The sequence below is a fragment of the Mesorhizobium sp. M1A.F.Ca.ET.072.01.1.1 genome (assembly GCF_004023325.1).
GTDB lineage: Bacteria > Pseudomonadota > Alphaproteobacteria > Rhizobiales > Rhizobiaceae > Mesorhizobium.
The window spans coordinates 20,428-43,535 of the sequence record NZ_RZSF01000009.1 but is presented as its reverse complement, the minus strand read 5'-3'; the positions used below and the strand labels follow the sequence as shown (position 1 = coordinate 43,535).

Here is a 23,108-nt window from a genome sequence, read left to right as displayed (position 1 = left end):
GCCGGTTTTGACCGGCTTAAACTGCGCTGAGAACGGACCTCGGCGCCAATGCTTGATACCGCCCGCGAAGCGCGCCAAGGATCGCCGAATTCAGGGGTGGAGTTCTATGGCGAGCCACACCGAATCGGTATCCGCGTAGTAGCGGTGCCATGGGTAGGTCCACTCATTCTTGCCGGTAACCCTGCAAAACGGGTCATGCGAATAACCGACGGGCATCACAACGTCTTCATAAATTGTCGTTTCGTCACGAATTCGAAATTTCTGCATCCGGCCGGAGCCGTGGATTTGCGTGTGTGTTTCAAGGAAGCGATGCTCATTGTGAATGAAGCAGTCAGTGTCTCCCGGCGACCACCAAAGGTTCAGCTTGAGCGTGAACGTCTGCGGGGAGCCGGGTGCTGCGCGCTCGTTGGTGAATACCAAAGGATCGGTGCTGACCGTGCCGATCTCATCCTGCGGGGAAATGAACAGCGGCGTGTCGCGTGGGAAGCTCTTGATTCGATTGCCAAGCCAGTCCCAGCCACGAAACATGCAGCCGCCGAGATTGGTGGCTTTTCGCACCTTCAGAAGCGCCGCCCGTTCCGCGGATTTGATTTGCCCGCCCTTCAGCCATGTCGATTTCCAGGCAGGCACGATCGCCGGATGCTCATCTCCGGTGATCATCGCGCTGGGGCTGACATTCACAACGACAGCGTCTTCAACGGGATAGTCGTGGACATCTTCGACGAGCTTGGCGAAGATGAAGTCGTCGGCAAACGAAAGGTCTCTCGTCTGGTTCGGCACGGTTTTGTCGTCCATCATCAGGGTAACCTGAGCCCGACCACACCACAATGCGGACGCCAAAAGAAGTGCGCGTCTGGACGATTCTTGTCGTAACTTGACGTCAATTCTGCGCCATATTGCGAAGTGCGCCGGTCCCGGTGGGTAAGCCGGCAATCGGGTGTCTTCGAAAGACTGGCTCTCAGGGCGCCAGCGATGCCAGGCAAAGAGTGACCTCACCACAGCGAACTTTCTCGCTCGGCGCGTCACATTGCTTCCATGTTCCATGCGTTGCGAACTTGTCATGAGCTCTCGATGTTTGCCTACTGGGCGAGATTGGCAGAGGCAGCTTCGACATTGCGTCGTATCGATGATCGAACAGGAGATCTGCCGCGCCAAAATCCGGCATGAAACCCGACCTCAGGCTGGAGCTCGATCAGAGGATCTCGACCCCATGACAAAGTATGGCTCGGCCCTCTTGGGCATCCGACCGCGGGATGAAATTGTGCAGACCAACTGTGACTACATAGTCGTTGGCGGCGGCTCGACTGGATGCGTGGTTGCCGCGCGGCTTTCGGAAGATCCTGATGCCTCGGTCTTCCTGCTGGAGGAAGGCCCACGCGACTTCAATCCCTACATCCATATCCCGGGTGCCTACTATAAGACCGCACAAGGGCCCCTATTGAAAAGGATTCCCTGGGAACCAACCGCAGCCCAATCCCGTGTCGAGCAGCCGACGATGGTCCAGGCCCGGGTGCTGGGCGGCGGCAGTTCCGTCAACGCGATGATCTATATCCGCGGCGCGCCATCCGACTATGCGCGGTGGGAAGCGCTCGGCGCGGATGGCTGGAATTATGATGATGTGTTGCCCTACTTTCGGCGGTCGGAAGACAACAACCGGTTCTGCAACCAGGCCCACGCCGTAGGGGGACCGCTAGGCGTTTCCGACATCGACCATATCCACCCCCTCACACGCGCCTGGCTGCAGGCGTGCCAGCAGGCTGGGCTGCCCTATAATCCTGATTTCAATTCCGGCGATCAGGCCGGCTGCGGTCTTTACCAGATCACCGCCAAAAACAGGCGGCGCAGCAGCGCCGCAACGGCCTTCATCAAACCCGCCCGCCACCGACCTAATCTCCAGGTTCGAACGGGTTCCACGGTCACGCGGATAATTGTCGAAAAGGGGCGGGCCGTCGGGGTCGAGTATGTAGCGAAGGGCCGCAAATGGGCCCTCATGGCCAGTCGCGAAGTAATCTTGTCGGCAGGTGCGATTGCCTCGCCGAAATTGCTGATGTTATCAGGGATCGGTCCGGCCGACGCTTTGCGCGGACATGGCATTCCTGTCGTTGCCGATCTGCCCGGGGTCGGACAGAACCTGCAGGACCATATCGAGATATCGCTCGTCTATCAGTTGAACGGGCCCCACAGCTACGACAAATACAAGAAGCCGCACTGGAAAGCCGCGGCTGGCCTGAACTATCTACTGTTCAGGGATGGCCCGGCTTCTTCGAACCTGATCGAAGGAGGGGCGTTCTGGTGGGGCAACACAAGCGAAGCCATCCCTGATGTGCAATATTTCATGGTCGTGGGTGCGGGCATTGAGGAAGGGGTCGACGCCGTCCCGGGCGGAAACGGCTGCACGATAAACCTAGGACAGATCCGGCCTCGGTCTCGAGGGGAAGTGACACTGAAAAGTGCCGATCCTTACGCCAACCCACGCGTGGCGCCGCGGTATTTTTCCGATCCCTATGATCTCGATGCGGTGGTTGAAGGAACGATGGGGGTGTTCGACATCATGGAACAGCCGGCCATCGGGCGCTACATAGCATCGAGGCAGGTCCCTTCCGCCGCAACAGCGACGCCGATCCAAGTAAGAAGGTTCTGCCAAGAGACCGCGCATGCAGCGCTTCATCCCGCCGGCACCTGCCGCATAGGCCATGACGATATGGCGGTCGTCGACCCCAGGCTCCGCGTTCACGGTCTCGAGGGTCTTCGCGTGGCGGACGCATCGGTCATGCCAACCCTCATTTCGGGCAACCCCAACGCTGTTTGCATCATGATCGGCGAAAGAACAGCGGATTTCATCAAACACGGAGAGTAGGATGGCCCGATCTCCCTCCAACCCGCCCTGAAGATTTGTCCGATGCCCGTCGGCCAGTAGGTCCCTATTTGGCACTATTGCACCGAACTTGGCTCCAATCACAAGCTGCATTCCGTTGCCAACGGCTGGTATTGCGAAGCTTCAAAGCCGTTGAGTTGTGTCCAAGGGATGGCCAGGGCCGGATTCGGCCATTCCATCCTCGCGGAGCCGCCGGGACGACAATGAGTGGCCCGCGATCGGCATCGGCAAGCCATGCATTCCGCGTCGGTCTGCGTCGGTTATCGGCGAATTGCGAAATTGCACAGTATCCGCGCCGGCCAATAACTGTGACATTTGAGCGAAATGATGCACCTCATTGGTGAGGTCTCCAAGAATGGGAAATCGCTTCCTTGCGGGCATGGCCAGTGGCCTGGACGAAGACGACGATGACCAGGCGGAGGTCGACGACAGTGAAGGAAAGCTCGACGCCCCCGTTAGCGATCCAAAACAGCCGTTTGTTTTGCAGCCTCTTCTTTTTGGGTGGCGGCGTCGGCATTGGGGCGTGGGCGTCCTCCCTTCCAGTTCTCAGCGTTCAGATGAACCTGGACAAAGGGCAGCTTGGACTGGTCTTGATTTGCTTCGCTCTCGGCGCGATCGCGATGATGACCAATGTCGGCCGCTTGGTGGCAATTGTCCCAAGCAATGTGCTCAGCCTATCGGGTTCGGTCACATTCGGCGCCGCGCTGTTGGCTCTGCCTTATGCCGGGGGAGCCCGTTCGCTGGCGCTGATTGTCTTCTTTGGCGGCGCCGGGTTTGGAACGCTCGACGTGTCGATGAACACTGACGCCTCGGCATTGGAGCGTCTCATGCGTCGTCAGGTGATGTCCTCATTCCATGCCGCGTTCAGTTTCGGAAGCTTGGCCGGCGCTTTTGTCGTGGGCAAAATACTGTCGCGCGGCGGCGCTCTGAACCTTTGCCTCGGGGTGACGGGAATTTGTGTTGCGCTGGTTGCGCTCGTCGCCTGGTCTGGATGGAATAGGTCGAGCTGGATCCACAGCCCTCCCGCCGCAGCCGAGACGGGGGATGCTCAATTCCATAGCACCTTCAGAACCCATCTCTTCCTGCTCGGCGGCCTGGCATTTCTAGGAATGCTGGCCGAGGGCGGAATGATGGACTGGAGCGCGATCTACATCGTGACGCGCAGCGGTGGGGCAGAAAGCACGGGAGCCTACGGCTTTGCTGCATTCGCGACGATGATGGCTTTGGGACGGTTGTTTGGTGACGCCATCGTCAACAGAATCGGCCAGATGCGAATGTTGCGATACTGCGCAGCGGTTTGCGCAGGCTCGGTGGTCGCAATGATCCTGATGGGCGGCAATCTTGCCGTCGTTCTCGCGGCGCTCACTATATGTGGTCTGGGCCTTGCTAATATAGTGCCCCACTCTTTTTGCAGCCGCCGGCCGTGTGGGCGGCCCGTCTGTTGCTCGTGCCATGTCAACCGTGACGACGATGGGATATGCTGGACTGCTGCTGGGGCCGGGATTGCTGGGGCTGATCGCTCAAATCTTCTCGCTCGCCGCCAGCTTCGCCGTCATCGCGCTGGCATTCGTTTCCGTTTCTTTTTCGGCGCGGTCCCTGATGCGGTGACGAAGTCTTTAGGCCGAAGACGCCAACCGCCACTTGGCAGGCTCCTCCGAGGCGGCGAGTGCTGCAAAGTTGACAGCGCGACCTCGACGCCAACGAATGGGCAGATCAAGTGGGATGGCGACCAGTAATGATTGATCGAGGCGCCTACCGTGTGCGATAACCGTTTCGGTCGTGGGCGTCAGCCGACTGCAAAAGCCAATCGAGGGCGTCGGCCAAGCCGCCCTCGTCGCAGTTGCCGCCACAAAAGTGCGCAATGGTGCGGATTGGAGCAATCGCGTTGGCAACGGTCAGCCGCGTTTTCGACCAGCGCAGAAGAGGCAGGTCATTGGCGGCATCACCTGCAGCGGCACAGAGCTCGGCAGGCACATCGTCGGCAACCAGTTCCGCGGCTAGAACTTGTCGGCGGCATCTCGCGATTTCGTGGCTTGGCGGCGCGACGGCGCATCATTGAGGAGCCGTTGACAGGTTCATGTAAGCGTTTACTATTCTGGGGCGTTGGTCGCTACATGTGAGCTCGCGAGTCGACCGCTTGTTAGAGATCTTCGAAGGGACACCATGAACTCTCAGGATCAAACGCCCGCTGTCTTGTCGCGGATCTTGAAATTTTCCTGCGCTTTCTTGGCTCTTCTCATCTTTGCAGAACTCTTTCCACCCGCTATGTCCATGCTGGCCGAACAAAGTGCTGAACGCGGCATGATTGCCCAGGCGCAGTCTTCAGCGGCTGAACACTACCTATCAGCCCTGCTCGACAAGACGCGGTAGCGCAAGGCGATCCCGATTTTCGACGCTTTCGCCGGCACGTTTTCCAGGTAGCTCCTTCCCTCGACTGGCACCGGCGACAGAGGTCCCCAGCTTTGGCAGGGCGGCCTGCGCAGCAAACGACTATCATCCAGACTCATTTCCCTGACGCAGCCCGTTCCCGGCATCCAAAGCATGAAAGACCTCAGCGACTTGGCAGACGAAGCGCTGCTGGAAATTGTCCAGCGTCAGACGTTCAGGTACTTCTGGGATGGCGCGCACCCGGCAAGCGGCATGGCGCGCGACCGACAGCGGCTTGCGCCCCGGGCCGACAATGATCTCATCGCCATAGGCGGCACGGGTTTCGCGGTAATGGCCATCATCGTGGCCGTCGAACGCGGCTGGATCGCTCGCGATGACGCGATCGAGCATCTGAGCCGCATAACCCTTTTCCTGGAAAAGGTCAGCCGATATCACGGCATGTTTCCGCACTTCGTCGATGGCCGGAGCGGGAAGACCATCCGCTTCGCTCGCAACGACGACGGTGGTGATTGCGTGGAGACTGCCCTGTTGTTCCAGGGCCTCTTTTGCGCGCGCCAGTACTTTTGCCGGAAATCTATTGCCGAGATGCGCTTGCGAGAGCGGATCGACCGGTTGTGGCGAGCAATCGAATGGAAGTGGTACTGCCGCGACGAGCAAACGCTCTACTGGCACTGGAGTCCTGGCTGCGGATGGGCGATGAATTGCCCCGTGTCGGGATGGAACGAAGGACTGCTGCCTTATGTGCTGGCAGCTGGCTCTGACACCCATCCGATCAGGGCCGGCGCCTATCACAGGGGGTTCGCCCGCGACGGCCGGATGTGCAACGGGAAGAGTTTCTACGGCACAGTCCTTCCACTTGGGCCGGACTATGGAGGGCCCCTGTTTTTGGCCCAGTATTCATTCTGCGGGCTGGACCCTCGGCGCCTGAGGGACCGATATGCGTATTACTGGCAACAGAATGTGGCCCATACGCGCATCAACTACGAACATTGCGCTCGCAACCCGCACGGGCATTCCGGCTATGGCGCCGATTGCTGGGGACTAACCTCGGGCCACGGCCCATACGGCTACGTTGCGCACGCGCCGGACCATGACAGGGGCGTTATTACCCCAAGCGCAGCCTTGTCTAGTCTTCCCTACACGCCGGTGGAATCCATGCGGGCGTTGAGAGGCTTCCTCACAAAACCGCTTCATCGCATCTGGGGAAGTTTTGGATTTGTCGACAGCTTCAGCGAGAACCTGAGTTGGTTCGCTCGAACCTATCTGGCGATAAATCAGGGGCCGATCATAGCGATGATCGAGAACCACCGCAGCGGGCTGATCTGGGAACTCTTCATGAGCGCGCCTGAGGTGCGCGAAGGGTTGAGCGTGTTGGGCTTCGTCGAGATCTAGGCCGGCTGACTGCGACATCCACAATGACTGGCGAACTCTGCGCCAGAACCCAATGGGGTGTCGGTTCAAGGCGATAGCAACGGCCGTGCCCGTAGCAGGGCCTAGAGCGACTGAGAGGATTTCAGCAGTTCAAAAAATCATAATCCCATTGAGCTAAAGAATGTAAACGTTTACAAGACTCCTATGCTGGAACGGGCTCGCCGATCATGAATGGAAGTCATTCCTCACCCTCCGGGCAAGGAATTCAAGGCCTGGTCAACCAGGCCGAGATGGTCGTCGATCTTGAGGCTGTGCGGGAGAACTACAGGCGCTTGTGCGCCATCGCTGGAGGGGTCGATTGCGCGGCTGTCGTGAAGGGCGACGCCTATGGGCATGGCATGATCGCGTGTGCGATCGCGCTGCGGCAAGCGGGCGCCAAAACCTTTTTTGTGGCAACTGCCAATGACGGCGTGGCGCTTCGAACCGTGCTCCAGGGGGCAACGATCTGTGTGCTGGGCGGTTTTCTGCCCGGGGAAACGGAGGCATTTGTCGTTTCGAACCTCCTTCCCGTCCTCAACAGCCGCAACCAGATCGAGGAATGGCACAAGGCAGCGCATAGGATTGGGCGCCCCCTCGACTCGATCATCCATTTCGACACCGGCATGAACCGGCTTGGGCTGCTTGCGGACGATGCCGCATGGCTTCGCGAGAACTTGTCTCTCCTGTCGCGAATTCCGCCCATCCTCTATATGTCGCACCTCTCGGCTGCCGACGATCTCGATTTCGAGCGGTGCGAATTCCAGCGCAAGGCTTTCCTGAAAGCAGTCAGTGGGCTGCCTGCCGCGAAGCTGTCGCTGGCCAATTCGGCTGGCGTCTATCTGGGAGAAAACTATCTGTTCGGCATGGTGCGACCCGGCAAGGCGACATTCGGGATCAATCCGCTGACGGGCCGTAAAAACCCAATGTTGCAACCGGCCAGCGTCATGGCGCCGATCATCCAGGTCAAGACGATCAAGCGCGGTTCGCCGGTCGGTTACAGCTCGACATATCGGCTGGTCGAGCAGGCTAAGATCGCTACTGTCGCGATCGGCTATGCCAACGGCTACTCCCGAGGCGGTTCAAGCCGTGCCACGGTCTATGTTCAAGGTTTCGCAGCCCAGGTTGTCGGCCGCGTCTCGATGGATCTTCTGACTGTGGATGTCTCGGCCGTTCCAGACTGGGCGCTGGCGCCAGGGAGCCCGGTTGAAATTCTTGGCCCCAATGTTCGCGACCACGATCTCGCGAAGGCCTGCGGGACGATTGAGCACGAGGTCTTGATTTCACTTGGCCATGGTTGCGCACGCCGTTACGTCAATGAATAGCTCGCGCCATCGTGTTGGCTGCCCGAGCATGGACCCGCTCCCAGGCTGTGCCAGGCACTCGGCCGCCAATGGGCACCTGACGTGCTCGTTGGCAGCCCCGAAATCACAGGCAGCGGGGCGGGTTGCTGGCAACTCGCGGTCATCGTGACAGACCCGCCCTCAGACGAACTCGCTATCTACCGCAGCTTCCCCGATCTTGTCGCTACGCTCGAATCCATTCTGCTGCGCAACGGAACGTCGGATGACGTCGCTCGCGTGCTGGCTACGAACTGTGCGAGCGCCGAACGCGATGGCTCGCAAAGCCACGGCCTGTTCAGGATGACCGGTTATGTGAAGAATCTCAGGAGCGGCTTTGTCAATGACCGCGCCGTCCCGCACATCCGCGACGCGGGGAGTGCCTTTCTCTACGTCGACGCCGGCAACGGCTATGCCAGACCGGCGCTGGAGTCGGCCATGCCGCGAGCTATCGACAGGGCCCGATCGGCCGGCGCGTGCGTGCTAGCGATCGGCAATGCCCACCATAACGGGCCACTTTGGCTTGATGTCGAGCCATTCGCCGAAGCCGGACTGGTCGCGCTCGGCGTGGTCAACAGCGTCACTTATGTCGTCCCTCATGGCGGCCGCAAGCGGCTCTATGGCACAAATCCAATGGCCTTTGCCGTGCCGCGCCTGGATGGCCAAGTGCTGCTGTTCGACCAGGCGACAGCAGCCATGGCTCATGGCGAGGTGGCGGTCGCGGCGCGCGAAAACAAGCTCCTTCCGGACGGGATTGGCCTCGACGCCTCAGGGCTGCCGACCCGCAGCCCAAAGGCGATACTGGAGGGCGGAGCGCTGCTGCCCTTCGGCGGGCACAAGGGCTCGTCCATCGCCATGATGATCGACATTCTTGCTGGAGCGTTGACCGGTAGCAACTTTTCCCATCAGGTCGACTGGTCGGCCCATCCCGGCGCGGAATCGGCTCATACGGGCGAAACCATTATCCTGATCGATCCGACTAGGGGAAATGACTCACCGAGGATGTTCACGCAGCGGATCGAGGAACTGGTCGCAGCGATGGTTGGCGCCGGACAGACGCGCCTGCCGGGCGAACGTAGACTCGCTGCCCGCAAGTTGGCAGCCGAGCGCGGCATCGCCATTGCGGCCGCGACGTGGAAGCAGCTGATGGCCCTGTGAGCGTGCGGCTGATCGCCCGATAGCCGTTCCGGTTACCGGGTTACCCAGACAAGGAGATACAAAGCCGCTGTCGCGACAGCCACCCAGCACCAGCCCCACAGGCGGGATCGTCCCTCGGTACCGTTGTCATCGCTTTTTCTTGGGACTTTGTCCTTGCCGCACATCCCCAAATCTGGCGGCTGTCGTTCAGATGTCATTGAGCACCCGCAGCGCTGCCTCATGCAGGATGGCGTTTGCCGATGCCAGGATGTTTCCACCTCGCTCCGCGCGGCCCCCGTCGAAGCGGGTGACGACACCGCCGGCGGCCTCGATGACCGGGATCAGCGCTGCGATGTTGCAGGCTTGCAAGGAAAGTTCCACGCAGAGGTCGATCTGGCCGGCCGCCAGCATGGCGAATGCGTAACAGTCGCCGCCGTACCTCGTGAATTTGACCGACGACGCGAGCCGCGCAAAGCCCCTGCCCGGACGGCGTGCGAAGGGTTCAGGAGAATTCGTGTGGCAAATCGACTCCGAGAGAAGCTGGACGCCACTCGTTTTCAACACCGTCTCGCCCTGGGCAGAGCGACACACCGATCTCGTGCCATCAGACCAGAAGCATTCCCCGGTATCGGGCTGGCTCATCATGCCCATCGTGGCGCGGCCATTTATCGTGAGGCCTATCAGGGTCCCCCAGACCGGAATGCCACACAGGAAAGCTTTTGCACCATTGATCGGATCGATGATCCACTGGATCGGCCCTGATCCTGACGGCCCGAATTGGTCACCCAGCATTGCATCCATTGGATAGTCGGCGGCTATGATCCCCCGAATGGCTTTTTCGGCCGCGCGAGCCGCCTCGCTCACAGGCTCATATATGACGCCGATCTTGTTCTTGGCATTCGCCGACCCTCTCGTGCGAAATCTCGGCAGCGTCTCGGCAGCAGCCGCATCGGCCAGCCTGCGGAAGAATTCGAAGTCCGGCAGCGCCTCGTCGTCCCCTCGACGGGCGACGCCAAGCGAGAGGCGCGCCTGCGTCAGAGCCCCCTCTCCTCAAGAAGACTATTAAGGCGCGCGCCGGTTTCCGCCAGCTGATTGCCATATTGCGTGAGAAGGGATTGCTGCGCTTCTGTCCCGGCAGATGACAAGGCACCGAAGATCGCGGCAAGCCTCTCGCTCAGAGCCCTGCCTTCCTCCAGGGCGGGCCGGTCGGCAATGAGCGCGGCAAGTTGATCGCGCGAAGGCTTTCCGATGCCGGGGACCGTGCGGGATCCACCGTCCACGTAGCCTGCGGGGAGCTCGCCCTTGCGGTTGACGATCCGACGGTTGAGAATTGCCTCGATAATTTGGTCGACGGCATGTTTCGCCCCGGCCACACGAGAGGGGTGATCGGTGTCGGCGGCCGCGTGCGGCAGAAGCTCGAGCCTGCCGGGAAACTTGAGAGCAAGCTGACGATACGGGACCAGCGGGCCGACGAAGGAGGATGTCTGGCCGTCGAAGAAGATGTCGGCGTCGACCGCGACATGGCGGACTTTTCCGCATTCAAGGGCGACTGCCAGCGCCGAAGCATCGATGATCTCGCCGCGGTCGTAATTTATGACCACCGCACCGTCGTTGAGAAGCGAGAGTATCTCGCCGTCGATCAGTCCCACATTTGCGAAGCATCCCCGAGCCTGCTCAAATGCGCCGAGCCCGGTGTGGGGGCTGATGAAGTCGGCGCCACGCGCGGCATCCTGAAGCGTCGCTGCATATTTGAGGCCCTCGGCCTCAATCCATTCGCGATGATTTGCTCGGGAATGCACACAAACGCGCATGCGCAGCGCCTTGCAAAGCTTGGCCAGCTCACGGCCGATATTGCCATATCCAATGATGGCGATCTTCTTGCCTTCGATCTTTTCGGTGGGGAAATCGCGGAGGTTCCTCGCGGTGTCGAAATGCCCGTCGACCACCCTTTGATGCAATTCATCGACCGGGAGATCCGGAACCACCTTTAGCATCGCCTTGAGCGCCATCTGCGCCGTAGCACGGCTGTTGAAGCTTGGCGTGTTCATCAACGGAGCAGGGCCGCCGCCGTTCGGCCCTCCCCAGGACCTGGACTGCATGTTGCCGGTGCCGGCACCGATGCGCACGCCTCCCTCTGAAAAGACCGCTCCTTCCGGGATTGCCGTAGCTGCCACAATGACAGCATCGCACTGACCTTTGTCGGTCTGCCGCAGGATCTCGGCGGCGCTGCTCAGGTCCGGCTGATAGGAGAAATGGACGCGGCCCGGCTCAAGCGCTTCACGGCAGAGAGGCCCATGGTGGAACACGCCCCCCCTTGCCTCGATGTGCGCGAGCACCTCGCTATGGTCCGGCGTGCCCTCTGGTCCAAATCGCAATCCGATCGGATCAGCGACAAGCACGGTATAGGCTCGACTGGCATCGCCGTTGCGGTCGCTCTCGATCCTACTCAGTGACTGAGGAAAGTGTTCTCCGAGCTTGGCGAGTTCCTCCTCGATGACCGCAACCTTGGCCCTGAGATAGGCATATTGCAGATTGTCCAGAAGCGCGACGACGTCGTCGGGGGCGCGAACCCCGCCGATCCAGGCCCGATAGTCGCCCGGCGTGCCCGGGAAGGCGTTGACGTAACGGGCCACGTCCAGCCCCGGCTCGTGATTTCCGTCAGGGTGGGTTGTCCCTTCATAGCCAAGCAGTTGCTTGGAGCGCGCGATGATGCGGGCGTGCAGACCCGAGCTCTCCAGGGCTGGGTCCACCACCTTCAACAGCGTTACCGCGGCGCCGCGTCGTTCAGGATCGGTGACGCTGAGCCGAAGCACCGCACTGCGCGACACCCAGTCGTTGATGGCGTCCCGATTGGCTGTTGAGCGTCGGTTGAGCGTCTCCACCGAGCCGAGCCGCCTCTCGGACCGCAGCAGGCCGAAAGTCGTCTCTGCGAAGGCGAGCGCGGAGTAGGTATTGATAACACCGCCCAGCATCTTGTCGCCTTGCGGATCATAAAGCGGTCCGACCGCGACGGAGCGATCGCCGCTCAGGGGCCGTTTGGGATCTGCCGGCACAGCGATCTTGAGCTGGCGGGGAATTGCCCAGGAAGGATCCCGCTGGTTGCGCTCGATGAGCCGCAGCGCCTGCGGCGTAAACGTCGCGACGAAGTAACCGGAGACGCCGCCGATAGCCTTCTGGAACGGCATGAACATGCAGGTCCTTGCCAGCAGTTCCCGCACGACGTGGTCACCCCAAGGCATCGCCCCGAGCAGCGACGTCGCGTCCAGAACGGCGTGATGGTTGTCAGGGTCGCTGCGAAGCCACTCCAGGAGGTTGGAGATATCCTGCGACGTATAGGTGGTGGCGCCAGTCGTTTCATGACCGACGCCGACGAAGAGTGCGATCCCCAAGCCGCGCAGGTAGTCGGGGGATGGGATGATCCCTTCTCTTGGCGAGAAGTGAACGCGCCGTTCGTCGCCTCGCTTCGAATAGCGATGCAGTTCGACAAGCTGGGCACCCCAAGACTGGCGGAAGAAGCCGCCGGAGCCGGCCGCTTCCGATTCCGGCGCTGGCGTGTCGACATAGACCCTTTGCTTGTCGTCGTTTGCGTTCATCAGGTGCATGACGCAAGCGGTGAAGCCGCTATGCCCTCCCCCAAGACCAACCGCCATCTGGTTCGACTTGGGGAAGCCGAAGTAGCGATGGATCTCGCGCATCATGTCGAGCAGGATCTTGTCGGCCGGATAGCCGCGATGCATGCCGCGGCCGATCTCCGCGGTGGTGAAGGGGCCGATATCGTGGCCCCTGTCGTCGAATTTCCTGTAGTTGCGTTCCAGCCAGGAATCGAACTCGAAGCGCAGGAGGCGCGCATCGACCTCGTCGGTGGTGAGGTCGGTGATGGGGCCGACGCCAAAAAATGGGTTGGCGGTCCGCCTTGGGCGCCCGGCGGCCGTCAGGCGCAGCGCGGCAAGTCGCTCTGCCCTTAGCGTTTCCATCGATGTCATCAGCCTACCTCAACTCAATGGGTGCACCTGCGAAGCCGCAGGCGCCTTCCGTTCCCGACCGGGAATGTGCTGGCCAGCTCAGACGCTGGCCAAGTGATGTCATCAGCGCAGTTGGATCCACACGGCTTTCGTCTCCGTGTATTGGTCGTGCGCGGCCAGGCCCTTATCCTTGCCGCCGAAGCCGGACTCCTTGTGGCCGCCAAACGGCACGGCGAAGTCGCCTTCCGAATAGCAGTTCACCGAAACAGTTCCCGCGCGGATCTGCTTGGCGACACGGTGGGCGGTGTTGAGATCGTCGGTGTAGAGGGACGCGGCGAGGCCGTAGTTGGTGTCGTTTGCCAGGCGGACTGCTTCGACCTCATCCTTGAAAGTGATCACCGACAGCACCGGGCCGAAGATTTCCTCCCGGGCGATCTTCATGTTGTTCGAAACGCCATCGAAGATGGTCGGCTGGATGAAGCTGCCGCCCGTGCCCGCCAGTATCTGGCTTCCGCCCAAGGCGATCCTGGCGCCTTCCTTGCGTCCGGTTTCGATGTAGGAGAGCACCTTGGCAAGATGCTCCTGCTCGATCATCGCTCCGATGCGCGTCGTGCGCTCGAGCGGGTCGCCGACAGTCCAGGATTCGAAGACTGGCTTCAATTGATCGAGCAGTTGGTCCTTGATGCTCTCATGGACGATGAGACGCGAGCCAGCCGAGCAGTTCTCGCCCTGGCAGAAAAGAATACCAGTCGCGACATTCTCGACGATCGGAGCGAAATTCCTGATGTCGCCCATCACGATGGCCGGGCTCTTGCCGCCGCATTCGAGGATGATGCGCTTCATGTTTGAGTCTGCCGAATACTTTAGGAATAGCCGACCCACCTCTCCCGATCCCGTGAAGCTGACGCAATCGATGTCTCTGTGGAGGCCTATGGCCTGACCGGCAGTCGGCCCCAGGCCAGGTACGACATTGAACACCCCATCAGGTATGCCTGCCTCGGATGCCAGCGCCGCCAGCCTGATCAATGACAGGGATGTCTGCTCAGCCGGCTTCAGGACGATGGAGTTGCCCCCAGCCAGGGCGGGCGCCAGCTTCCACATGGCGACGAACAGCGGGAAGTTCCACGGGATCACGCCACCGACAACGCCGATCGGCTCGCGCACGATCATCGACACGACGTCGCGTGGCGCTGGAGACACCTGATCGTAGATCTTGTCGGTCGCTTCCGCATGCCAGCGCAATGTCTCGATGGAGTCGGGCAAGTCGACATTGATGGAATCGTTGATTGGCTTGCCGCAGTCGAGCGTTTCGATGAGCGCCAGCTCGGCACTGTGTTTCTCGATCAGATCCGCAAAGCGCAGCAGAACTTTCTTGCGTTCCCGCGGAGGCAGGCCCGACCAGCTGCCGGCCTCGAAGCTGCGTCGCGCAGCCTTGACCGCGACATCGACGTCCGCCGCGCCGCCGGCAGCCACGTTGGCCAGCAACTTGCCTGTGGCCGGATTCACGGTCTCGAAGGTCTCGCCCGATTGGGCCGCGACATAGGCGCCATCAATAAAGGCCCTGGTCTCGAATTTCAGCGTCTTGGCTTGGGCGTGGAAGTCTGTGTGGAGGTTCATGTTAAACTCCTGCGGATCGCATTGAAGGGTCTTGGTCAGGCGTTGGGCCAGGTGTCGGAAAGCGTGTATCCGGTGGGGAACGGATCGCTCGGATCGAGCACGAACTGGTGGAAGCCAGTGATCCAGGCCCGCCCGCTGATCGCGACGGAGACGGCATCGACGTCGCCCACTTTGGAAGTCTGGAGTATCTCGCCCTCGAACTTTGTCCCGATGATCGATTCGTGGATGAATTTTTCGCCGGGCGCGATCTCGCCGCGGGCATGGAGCAGCGCCAGTCGCGCGCAAGTTCCGGTGCCACAGGGCGAGCGATCGAGGCGGCCAGGCGAGACGATCACGCCGTTGCGCGATGACTTTACCCCGTCGCAGACCGTGAGCGGACCGGCGAAAAGCGTCTGGTTTATGGTATGAATTGCCGGGTTTTCAGGATGGATCGACGGCAGTTGCTCGGCCGCCGCGCGCTTGATCTTTTCCCCGACGTCGGACAGGTCGCGCGCTTCCGACGGCTCAATTGCGAAGCCGCAGTCGCGGGCATCGACGATCACGTAGATCATCCCGCCATAGGAGACGTCGACGCGAAGAGATCCAATGCCAGGGACCTCGATCATCCGGTCGCGATGCATGACGAAGGACGGCTGGTTCCGGAACTTCACGCTTTCGCATTTTCCGTTGCGGCATCGCGCTTCGACCTCGATCAGCCCCGCCGGGGCCTCGAGTGTCAATTTGGTGACGGGCTCCTGCATGGCGATGACACCCGTCTCAAGCAGCACGGTGACCGTGCAGATGGTGTTTGTCCCCGACATCGGCGGATACGAAGCCGGCTCGATGATCACGTAGCCCATCTGGGCGTCGGGGTGGGACGAGGGCAGGACCAGGTTGGTGCACAGTGTGACTTTGCCGCGCGGCTCGTGGAGAAGGAACGCGCGAAGATCGTCGCCCTTTGTCTCCAGCCAGCGCGCCTTTTCGAACATCGTCTTGCCAGGGACGTCGATGACGCCGCCGGTGATGACGTCGTTGGGCTCGCCTTCAGCATGGGCGCCGACAACGTTGATCATCCGCGATAACCGCATGTGTCGTCCTCCTTGTTCAGTCGCGTGCGAGGCGTTCCGAGGGATGCGGCCGAATGACGACCGGTGAATTGCCAAGCATGCCGCAGCGGACCGGCGCTTCCAGGCCTGCCCCGGGGAGACGGTGTCCCCGGGGACAAGGGACACTCGCTCAGGCGGCGGCCGCGAGGGCTTCGTCGACCAGCTTCACCTCCGCCTCGGTCAGCGGCAGGACGGGAAGCCGGCACTCGCCGACGGGACGTCCCGTCTTGGTGCTCGCGGCCTTGGCGACGGGGTTGAACGGAGACGTCCAAAGCAGCAGCGACAGCGGGCGCAGCTTGAGCCAAAGAGCGGCCGCCTCGGCCAGGTTCTTGCCTTGAATGAGATCATAGAGCTTCACGAGCTGCTTCGGGACGGCATTGCCGGATCCGGTGAAGACGCCGGGCGCGCCGCTGACAAGGCTGTAGAAATTCAGATAGTCGCAGCCGTTGAACACCTTGGCGCCTTGGGCCGAGAGCTGATCGATGCGCATCATGTTCGACGTGCTGTCCTTGATGTACTTGACGTTGTCGATCTCGCTGAAGCGCCTGAAGACGTCAGGCGTGATGTCAAAGCCGGTGTACTGGGGAATGTTGTAGACCATGATAGGGGTCGCGACGGCCCTGGAAATCTGCTCGTAGTGGTAGCGCACTCCCGGTTCGCCCGGGCCCTCGAAGAAGGGCGGCAGGATGAGCAGCGCGTCCGCGCCAGCGTCCCGCGCGTGCTTTGAGTTGTCGATCGCGTCTTCGGTGCGCAGGGCAGACGTCTGGACAATAAGCTTGGCCCGGCCATTGATTCGCTTGCCCGCGATCTCGGCGATGCGCCGCTTCTCGGGCTCGGTGAGGAAAGGAAACTCTCCGGTCCCGCCATTCACGGCGATGATGTGAATTCCCGCCTCGATCAGCGAGTCGATGTTTGCCGCCAATGCACCCTCGTCGAGCGCAGCACCATTGTCCTTGAATGGCGTGCAGATCGGCACGCAGATGCCTTTTAATTCACTCACGTCTTTGCTCCTTTTGCGCGACTGATTTGACCGTTGAGCCTGCGGCGCGACCTCATTCCGCATGGAATGACTGGATGCCGTAAGCTATAGATTTCGCTGTATACTTCCTGCTAGCAACCAGCGGTCCGGAACCATATTGCTAATCATGAATTTACATAGTTGTAATCGTTTTCATGCTATAGATCAAGCGCTTGCTGCATTTGATGCTCGCGCTCCTTAGCCGGTGTGGTAAGGCTGCGGGTCGGCGGTCAACGGCGCTATCCCGCGAATGGCGTCCGCGACTTTTTCAGCCATCATGATGACCGGGGCGTTGAGGTTGCCGCTGACGATCTCAGGCATGATCGAGGCATCGACGACCCTCAGGCCCTCAATGCCATGCACCTTTGCTTCCCGATCGACGACCGCATCATCCCCCTCGCCCATTCTGCAGGTGCAGCATGGATGGTAGTTGGTGCCGGCAATACCGCGCAACCAATTGGCGATATCGTCGTCGGTGGCGATCGAAGGGCCAGGCATTTCTTCCACGCCGCGAAACTCGTCCCATGCCTTCTGACGGACCACGTTGCGGATCGCCTTCACGGCCTGAACCGCCTGCAGCATGTCGTCAGGGTGCTCGAGATAGTTGAACACGAATTTCGGCGCCGCCATTGGATTGGCCGACTCCACCCAGACACGACCCTCGCTCTTTGGCCTCATCAGGCTCAGGAAGTACTGGAAGCCGTTCTCGAGCTTGACATTGCCGTGCTGGAATTCACCGAGCATCGGCACGAACTCGAACTGCACGTTCGGTATGGCCTCTTCTTCCCTCGTGCGCATGAAGGTGCCGACTTCGAAGAAATTGGTCGCGCCAAGCCCCCTCTTGAAGAGGAGCCACTGAAGTCCGAGCTTCGCCTTGCCGAAGGTTGAGAGTTCCTTGGCAGCCGATACGTCCTTGGTCGCGCGATACATGACAGGGGCCGCGACATGATCCTTCAACCCTCGTCCGACGCCAGGCAGGTGGTGTTTCAGCGCAATCCCGGCCTTTCTCAAGTCATCGGCAGGGCCAATGCCGGATAGCAGCAGCAGTTGCGGGGAATTCAGCGCTCCGCCGCACAGGATCGTTTCCCGCTCCGGCTCAAACTGTTGGGCGCCGGCTTTTGTGGTCACAGCAACCCGAACTACGCGCTTGTTGCTGGTCTCTATGCCCGTGACCCTCGCACCGGTGAGCACGGTGAGGTTCGGCTTGCGGGGCTGGGCATGGATATAGGCCTGCGAGGTGCTCCAACGAATGCCGTCATGGACGTTGCGCTGGGTGATATGAACACCTTCCTGCTGATATGCATTGTGATCAGCAACATGCTTCAGCCCGCTCTCCACCCCGGCCCTCAGGAAGGCGTGGTAGAGCGGATTTTCGGCCTTGCAGGTCTCGATCCGCATCGGCCCGGAGCCGCCACGATACGCGTTCGCTCCTTTGTCGAATGTCTCGGCTTTCCTGAAATAGGGCAGACATTGCGCATAGGACCATCCGTCAGCTCCGATGCTTGCCCAGTTGTCATAGTCCCAAGGATTGCCGCGGACCCAATTCATGCCATTGATGGAAGACGAGCCGCCCAGCACGCGCCCTCTCGCCTCATGTATGACCCGCCCCTGCAAGTGCGGTTCCGGCTCCGAATTGTAGAACCAGTTGAAGCGGTCGTTCATCAGCGGAAAGCCAAGGGCCGCCGGCATCCGGATATAGATATGCTGATCGGACGGCCCCGCTTCCAGGAGCAGAACCGTGGTCGATGGGTCCTCGGCCAGCCGGGACGCGATCACGGAGCCTGCCGAGCCGGAACCTATGACGATATAGTCGAACGTCTTCTTGTCGGTCACCTTGGGAGCACTCCTTACGATCTTGCTGTCATGCCACGGTGTGCGGCAGGGCGTGCGGACGCTTCCCAAGCTTGATGAAGGTCGACTTCACCTCGGTGAACTCGAGCAACCCGTCCATGCCGTTTTCACGACCAATCCCACTCTGCTTGAAGCCGCCGAACGGCATCTGGACTGCGGTCTCGAGAAATGTGTTGACGTAGACCGTCCCGCTGCGAAGTTCGCGCGAAACGCGTATCGCCTTGTCGATGTCCTTAGTCCACAGCCCGTTGCCCAGACCATAGTTCGTGTCATTGGCGAGCGCGATTGCTTCCTCGACGCTGCTGAAACGCGTGACCGCAAGCACCGGACCGAAAATCTCTTCGCGAAAGATGGTCATGTCGGGGGTGACGTCGGAAAAGATGGTAGGGGCAACATAATAGCCCATGCCGAGGCCGTTTTCGGTGACACGGTTGCCACCGAGCAGAAGCGTCGCGCCCTCGTCTATGCCGCTCTTGATGTATGCCAGCACCTGATCCATGTGTTTTTCATGGATCAGCGCTCCGACGTCTGCCTGCTCATCGGCCGGCAAGCCGAGGCGAATCTCCTTCGAGCGCTCTACAAGCTTCTCCAGGAAGCTCTCCGCGACGCTATCCTCAACAAGGAGCCTGGTTCCCTGGACGCACTCTTCACCCTGGTTGAGGATGTAGCCGAGCAGGATGCCATCCAGCGCCGCATCGATGTCGGCATCGGCAAAGACGATATTTGCCGCCTTTCCGCCTAGCTCGAGGCCAACGCGCTTGACTTGCTCGGCCGCGCGCTGCGCGATCCTGATCCCGACCGCGGTCGATCCGGTAAACGAGATCATGTCGACATCTCGATGCCCAGTCAGGATCTCGCCGACCGTTCGGCCCGAGCCGGTTACCACATTGATGACGCCATTTGGAATGCCGGCCTCTGTCGCCAGCTTGGCGATTTCCAGCGTCGAACCAGAGGTCAGCTCCGATGGCTTGACCACAACCGTACAGCCGGCCGCGAGCGCGAAGGGCAGCTTCTGGAACAGGGTGACCATAGGGAAATTCCATGGCGTGATCATTGCGATCACCCCGCGCGGCTCACGGGTGACAAGACCCAGATTTGCGTCCCCGATGTTGGAGACCAGGTCCCCTGGGAGTTGCCAGGCAAGCGCTGCCGCATAGCGCGCCAGCTCAATTGACCACTCAATCTCTGCCCTGGCGAAGCGGATCGGCTTGCCAACCTCTTCTGCCTCAATCAGGGCCAACCTATCCAGGTCACGGGTCATCAAATCGACCCAACGCCCAAGTGCCTTGGCTCTGTCGGCGCCAGGCAGGGATGACCAGACAGATCTCATGTCGAAGGCTTTGCGGGCGGCCCCGACAGCAGCCTTCACCGCGTGCTCGTCGCTTTGCGCGAAACGGGCAAGCAGCCTCCCATGCGCGGGCGATTTGCGTTCCACCTTTCGATCGGCGCCTGCCCAACCGCCGTCGATCCAATTGTCGTATTCGCGGACGTCCATCGATCCATTTTCCTCGGTCAGTTTGGCGCGACGAGCCGGGTCTTGCCTGGCGCAACGAGCACGCCGACCACGTCGCCAACCCTCGCCTCTGTTCGATCGGTGACGACGATGAACTTGTGACCACCGCAGTCGACATAGACATTGGTGGTTTGCCCAAGCGGCTCGACGAAATCGACGCTCGCGGACGCGGCGCCTTCGACGCCGTCACCAACGATCAAGAGATGCTCGGGGCGGACCCCGACGAAGAATTGTCCCTGGGCGTCGGCAAAGCTGCTTGCCTTGTCGGCGACGTCCCCGGACAGACTGTCGGCAAAGGGCTGGATGGAGGCGGCAATTCCCTTCTTGGGGTCAAAATGGGCGGGGAACAGATTCATAGGCGGAGAACCGATGAAGTCGGCCACAAACTCGGTTCTTGGCCTGTCGTAGATCTCCAGCGGCGTTGCCACCTGGACCATGTCACCCTTACGCATGACGGCGATCCGGTCGGCCATCGACATTGCTTCGATCTGGTCATGGGTCACGTAGACCGTGGTGATGCCGAGGCTGGTAACCAGCTTCTTGATCTCGGTGCGCATTGTGGCGCGCAGCTTCGCATCGAGGTTCGAAAGCGGCTCGTCCATCAGGAAGACGCGGGGATTGCGCACCAACGCCCGCGCCAGGGAGACGCGCTGCCGTTGCCCGCCGGAGATCTGCCCCGGTTTGCGATCCAGATACTCGGCAATTCCGAGTTTTTCCGCGGTCGCATGCACTTTCTTTTTGCGCTCGCCCTCGGCCATCTTGCGCACCTTCAAAGGAAACTCGATGTTCTGGAATACGGAAAGGTGCGGATAGAGACCGTAGTCCTGGAACGCCATCGCGATATCGCGGTGGCGGGGCTCTTCGTATGTCACGTCTCGGCCATTGATCTTGATCTGGCCGTCGCTGGGAAGCTCCAGTCCGGCGATCATGCGCAATGTCGTGGTCTTGCCGCAACCGGAGGGGCCGAGCATGACAAAGAATTCGCCGTCCTTGATGTCGACCGACACGCCATTCACGGCAGTGAAGGCGCCAAAGCGCTTGTAGACTGATCTGACTTCAATACCCATTGTCGTTCCTCATCCCTTCACGGCGCCAAGTGTCAGACCCCTGACCAGATATTTTTGCATCAACAGGACGAGCACGACGACCGGCAACGACATCAGCACGCCGGCGGCCGAGCCCAATCCCCAGGAGATCGCCTTGGCCTTGATCGAGCTCGCCGCGATCACTGGCAGCGTGCGGGCCTCGGAAGACGTCAGGATGCTGGCCAGCAGGAACTCGTTCCAAGCAAACATGAATATGATGACCATCGTCGCCGCGAGCCCGGGCAAGAGGAGGGGCAAGGTCACGCGCCAGAAGCATTCGAAGCGGCTGCAGCCGTCGATCAGGGCAGCCTCTTCGATCGACTGCGGAATCTCCTGGATGAAGACCCGCATCACCCAGACCACGAAGGGCAATCCATTCAGCGTGTAGACGGCGATGAGGAGCCATGGCGTGTCGAAGATGCCCAGCTGCTTGGCGATGATGAACAGCGGGATGACGCTCACCATCGGCGGCAGCATGCGGATCGACAGAACCTCGAAGGCGATGAAGTTCTTGTTCTTGACGTCGAAACGCGCCAGCCCATAGGCGGCAAGCGTGCCGGCGATCATCGCAAATAGCGTAGCCAGGCAGACGATGAATGCGCTGTTGATCAAGGCATCCATCGCATTCAGCTCCGTGAAAAGCTTGCGATAGCTCTCCAACGTCGGAGCAAAAACCCACTTCGGCGGATAGGCCGATATGTCGACATCCGATTTCAGCGAAGAAAGCGTCATCCACACGATGGGAAAGGCAAAGAAGGCGGTCGCGATCAGGGCAAGGAGATAATAGCCGATGCCGCTGAGCATGCGTTCGCGTGGCGCCGTCGAACTCGACATCAGCGGGCCTCCTTTTCGTTCACCATGCGCATGAAGCCCGTGTATTTCACGAAGATGAGAACCACGGCGAGGATGATGAGGAGCGTCAGCCAGGATAGCGCAGCACCATAGCCGAGGCTGAAGAAGCGAAAATTGACCCTTGCCAGATAGATGCTGAGCAGGTCGGTGGCGAAATCGGGGCCGCCGCGCGTGATGATGTAGACCGTGTCGTAGGTGCGGATGGCATCGACGATCCTGAGCAGGCTCGCGATCACGATCACCGGTTTCAGCATCGGCAGCGTGACCATGAAAAAGGTCTGGATCGGCGATGCGCCGTCGATCGCCGCCGCCTCGAAGGGGCTCTTGGGCAGGGCCGAGAGGCCAGCGAAGATGATCAGGAACATGAACGGGGTCCATTGCCAGACATCGACCAGCAGCATCGAGGCCATGGCGCTGGCCTTCTCGCCGGCCCATGGCTGCGGCGGAATGCCTGCGAGGCTCAGCACGTAATTGAGGACGCCGAGGTCTGGCATCATCATGATGCGCCAGGTGATGCCGACGGCAATCGGCGTGATCAGCATGGGGACGATGATTATGGTCCTTAGCAGCGTGAAACCGCGGAGCCTGACGTTGAAGAGGAGGGCCAGCAGCACGGCCAAGGTTAGGGAGAGCCCCACGGACAAGACGGTAAACAGCAACGTCAGCAGGATCGAATGCAGGAACTGGGCGTCCGACAGCGCATCGGCGTAGTTGGCGAGGCCGACAAATCCCTGGAACTTGTCCGGATCCGAGGGGCGATAGCCGGTGAGGCTCATGTAGAGCGAGTGCAAGAGCGGAAAGAGCCCGACAACCGTCATGATGATCATGGTCGGCGCGAGCAGGATCATGCCGGTGTATCGCTCTCCGGCACGCTTGGCCCGGTCGGTCGCGACGGGCAAACCCTCTAAGCTGACTGTCATGGTCCTTGATCCCGAAGGTGCCGAGCGGGCACCTGCCCGCCCAGCGCGTTCCTGTTCG

Annotated in this window: 18 protein-coding genes; 6 read left to right on the top strand and 12 right to left on the bottom strand. The window is 60.7% G+C overall.

The genetic code is table 11. From position 1 onward, the window contains the following. Window positions 1-90: 90 nt before the first annotated feature. Window positions 91-798 carry a hypothetical protein gene (locus tag EOA32_RS02690; protein ID WP_245499128.1) on the bottom strand — a complete coding sequence of 236 codons (708 nt, stop codon included), beginning with the start codon at window positions 796-798 and terminating at the stop codon, window positions 91-93. 412 nt (window positions 799-1,210) lie between these two features. Here EOA32_RS02690 and EOA32_RS02685 point away from each other — a divergent pair, with 412 nt between their 5' ends. Both EOA32_RS02685 and EOA32_RS02680 read left to right on the top strand, forming a co-directional pair. Continuing rightward, window positions 1,211-2,857: a GMC family oxidoreductase N-terminal domain-containing protein gene (locus EOA32_RS02685; protein ID WP_095832832.1), complete on the top strand. Its 1,647-nt coding sequence runs from the start codon at window positions 1,211-1,213 to the stop codon at window positions 2,855-2,857. Between the two features lie 449 nt (window positions 2,858-3,306). Further along, window positions 3,307-4,611: an MFS transporter gene (locus EOA32_RS02680; protein ID WP_189406853.1), complete on the top strand. Its 1,305-nt coding sequence runs from the start codon at window positions 3,307-3,309 to the stop codon at window positions 4,609-4,611. Window positions 4,612-4,627: 16 nt separating this feature from the next. On the opposite strand, the gene EOA32_RS02675 is transcribed toward EOA32_RS02680, so the two are convergent. Further along, on the bottom strand, window positions 4,628-4,849 hold the full coding sequence (locus tag EOA32_RS02675; protein WP_245418843.1) for an HAD hydrolase family protein: 222 nt from the start codon (window positions 4,847-4,849) through the stop codon (window positions 4,628-4,630). Window positions 4,850-5,038: 189 nt separating this feature from the next. Between EOA32_RS02675 and EOA32_RS02670 the strand changes: the two genes are divergently transcribed. From EOA32_RS02670 to EOA32_RS02655, 4 genes are all read left to right on the top strand, one after another. After that, complete coding sequence (locus tag EOA32_RS02670) at window positions 5,039-5,245, top strand: hypothetical protein (RefSeq protein WP_095832814.1); 207 nt, start codon at window positions 5,039-5,041, stop codon at window positions 5,243-5,245. Between the two features lie 171 nt (window positions 5,246-5,416). Beyond that, entirely contained in the window at window positions 5,417-6,655 is a 1,239-nt protein-coding gene (locus EOA32_RS02665) for a glucoamylase family protein (protein WP_128370786.1), read from the top strand. A gap of 206 nt (window positions 6,656-6,861) precedes the next feature. Further along, window positions 6,862-7,995, top strand: coding sequence for an alanine racemase (gene alr, locus EOA32_RS02660; protein WP_128370785.1), 1,134 nt, complete (start codon window positions 6,862-6,864; stop codon window positions 7,993-7,995). Between the two features lie 144 nt (window positions 7,996-8,139). Further along, complete coding sequence (locus EOA32_RS02655) at window positions 8,140-9,168, top strand: Ldh family oxidoreductase (protein WP_128370784.1); 1,029 nt, start codon at window positions 8,140-8,142, stop codon at window positions 9,166-9,168. Window positions 9,169-9,354: 186 nt separating this feature from the next. Here the strand turns inward: EOA32_RS02655 and EOA32_RS02650 are convergent, their stop codons facing one another. From EOA32_RS02650 to EOA32_RS02605, 10 genes are all read right to left on the bottom strand, one after another. Further along, window positions 9,355-10,104: an inositol monophosphatase family protein gene (locus EOA32_RS02650; RefSeq protein ID WP_348632182.1), complete on the bottom strand. Its 750-nt coding sequence runs from the start codon at window positions 10,102-10,104 to the stop codon at window positions 9,355-9,357. A gap of 77 nt (window positions 10,105-10,181) precedes the next feature. Then, entirely contained in the window at window positions 10,182-13,130 is a 2,949-nt protein-coding gene (locus EOA32_RS02645; protein WP_128370782.1) for an NAD(P)-dependent oxidoreductase, read from the bottom strand. Window positions 13,131-13,232: 102 nt separating this feature from the next. Then, window positions 13,233-14,726: an aldehyde dehydrogenase gene (locus EOA32_RS02640; RefSeq protein ID WP_128370781.1), complete on the bottom strand. Its 1,494-nt coding sequence runs from the start codon at window positions 14,724-14,726 to the stop codon at window positions 13,233-13,235. 35 nt (window positions 14,727-14,761) lie between these two features. After that, complete coding sequence (locus tag EOA32_RS02635; protein ID WP_095832808.1) at window positions 14,762-15,793, bottom strand: proline racemase family protein; 1,032 nt, start codon at window positions 15,791-15,793, stop codon at window positions 14,762-14,764. Between the two features lie 148 nt (window positions 15,794-15,941). Further along, on the bottom strand, window positions 15,942-16,811 hold the full coding sequence (locus EOA32_RS02630) for a dihydrodipicolinate synthase family protein (protein ID WP_170950416.1): 870 nt from the start codon (window positions 16,809-16,811) through the stop codon (window positions 15,942-15,944). 216 nt (window positions 16,812-17,027) lie between these two features. Next, window positions 17,028-18,662 (bottom strand): choline dehydrogenase, encoded by a 1,635-nt coding sequence (locus EOA32_RS02625; RefSeq protein ID WP_210214802.1) that lies wholly within the window; start codon window positions 18,660-18,662, stop codon window positions 17,028-17,030. A gap of 28 nt (window positions 18,663-18,690) precedes the next feature. After that, window positions 18,691-20,175 carry an aldehyde dehydrogenase family protein gene (locus EOA32_RS02620; protein WP_128370780.1) on the bottom strand — a complete coding sequence of 495 codons (1,485 nt, stop codon included), beginning with the start codon at window positions 20,173-20,175 and terminating at the stop codon, window positions 18,691-18,693. Between the two features lie 17 nt (window positions 20,176-20,192). Beyond that, window positions 20,193-21,260, bottom strand: coding sequence for an ABC transporter ATP-binding protein (locus EOA32_RS02615; protein ID WP_128370779.1), 1,068 nt, complete (start codon window positions 21,258-21,260; stop codon window positions 20,193-20,195). A 9-nt stretch (window positions 21,261-21,269) separates the two neighbouring features. Beyond that, window positions 21,270-22,112 carry a carbohydrate ABC transporter permease gene (locus EOA32_RS02610; RefSeq protein WP_128370778.1) on the bottom strand — a complete coding sequence of 281 codons (843 nt, stop codon included), beginning with the start codon at window positions 22,110-22,112 and terminating at the stop codon, window positions 21,270-21,272. After that, window positions 22,112-23,050 (bottom strand): sugar ABC transporter permease, encoded by a 939-nt coding sequence (locus tag EOA32_RS02605; RefSeq protein WP_189406850.1) that lies wholly within the window; start codon window positions 23,048-23,050, stop codon window positions 22,112-22,114. The genes EOA32_RS02610 and EOA32_RS02605 overlap by 1 nt, the downstream gene beginning before the upstream one ends. Window positions 23,051-23,108 lie beyond the last annotated feature (58 nt).

Bases quoted from the DNA above. Each gene is read 5' to 3' on its own strand.
- EOA32_RS02640 (WP_128370781.1), bottom strand. From the start codon at position 14,726: ATGAACCTCCACACAGACTTCCACGCCCAAGCCAAGACGCTGAAATTC.
- EOA32_RS02635 (WP_095832808.1), bottom strand. From the start codon at position 15,793: ATGCGGTTATCGCGGATGATCAACGTTGTCGGCGCCCATGCTGAAGGC.
- EOA32_RS02605 (WP_189406850.1), bottom strand. From the start codon at position 23,050: ATGACAGTCAGCTTAGAGGGTTTGCCCGTCGCGACCGACCGGGCCAAG.
- EOA32_RS02665 (WP_128370786.1), top strand. From the start codon at position 5,417: ATGAAAGACCTCAGCGACTTGGCAGACGAAGCGCTGCTGGAAATTGTC.
- EOA32_RS02670 (WP_095832814.1), top strand. From the start codon at position 5,039: ATGAACTCTCAGGATCAAACGCCCGCTGTCTTGTCGCGGATCTTGAAA.
- EOA32_RS02620 (WP_128370780.1), bottom strand. From the start codon at position 20,175: ATGGACGTCCGCGAATACGACAATTGGATCGACGGCGGTTGGGCAGGC.
- EOA32_RS02610 (WP_128370778.1), bottom strand. From the start codon at position 22,112: ATGTCGAGTTCGACGGCGCCACGCGAACGCATGCTCAGCGGCATCGGC.
- EOA32_RS02690 (WP_245499128.1), bottom strand. From the start codon at position 798: ATGATGGACGACAAAACCGTGCCGAACCAGACGAGAGACCTTTCGTTT.
- EOA32_RS02685 (WP_095832832.1), top strand. From the start codon at position 1,211: ATGACAAAGTATGGCTCGGCCCTCTTGGGCATCCGACCGCGGGATGAA.
- alr (WP_128370785.1), top strand. From the start codon at position 6,862: ATGAATGGAAGTCATTCCTCACCCTCCGGGCAAGGAATTCAAGGCCTG.
- EOA32_RS02615 (WP_128370779.1), bottom strand. From the start codon at position 21,260: ATGGGTATTGAAGTCAGATCAGTCTACAAGCGCTTTGGCGCCTTCACT.
- EOA32_RS02645 (WP_128370782.1), bottom strand. From the start codon at position 13,130: ATGACATCGATGGAAACGCTAAGGGCAGAGCGACTTGCCGCGCTGCGC.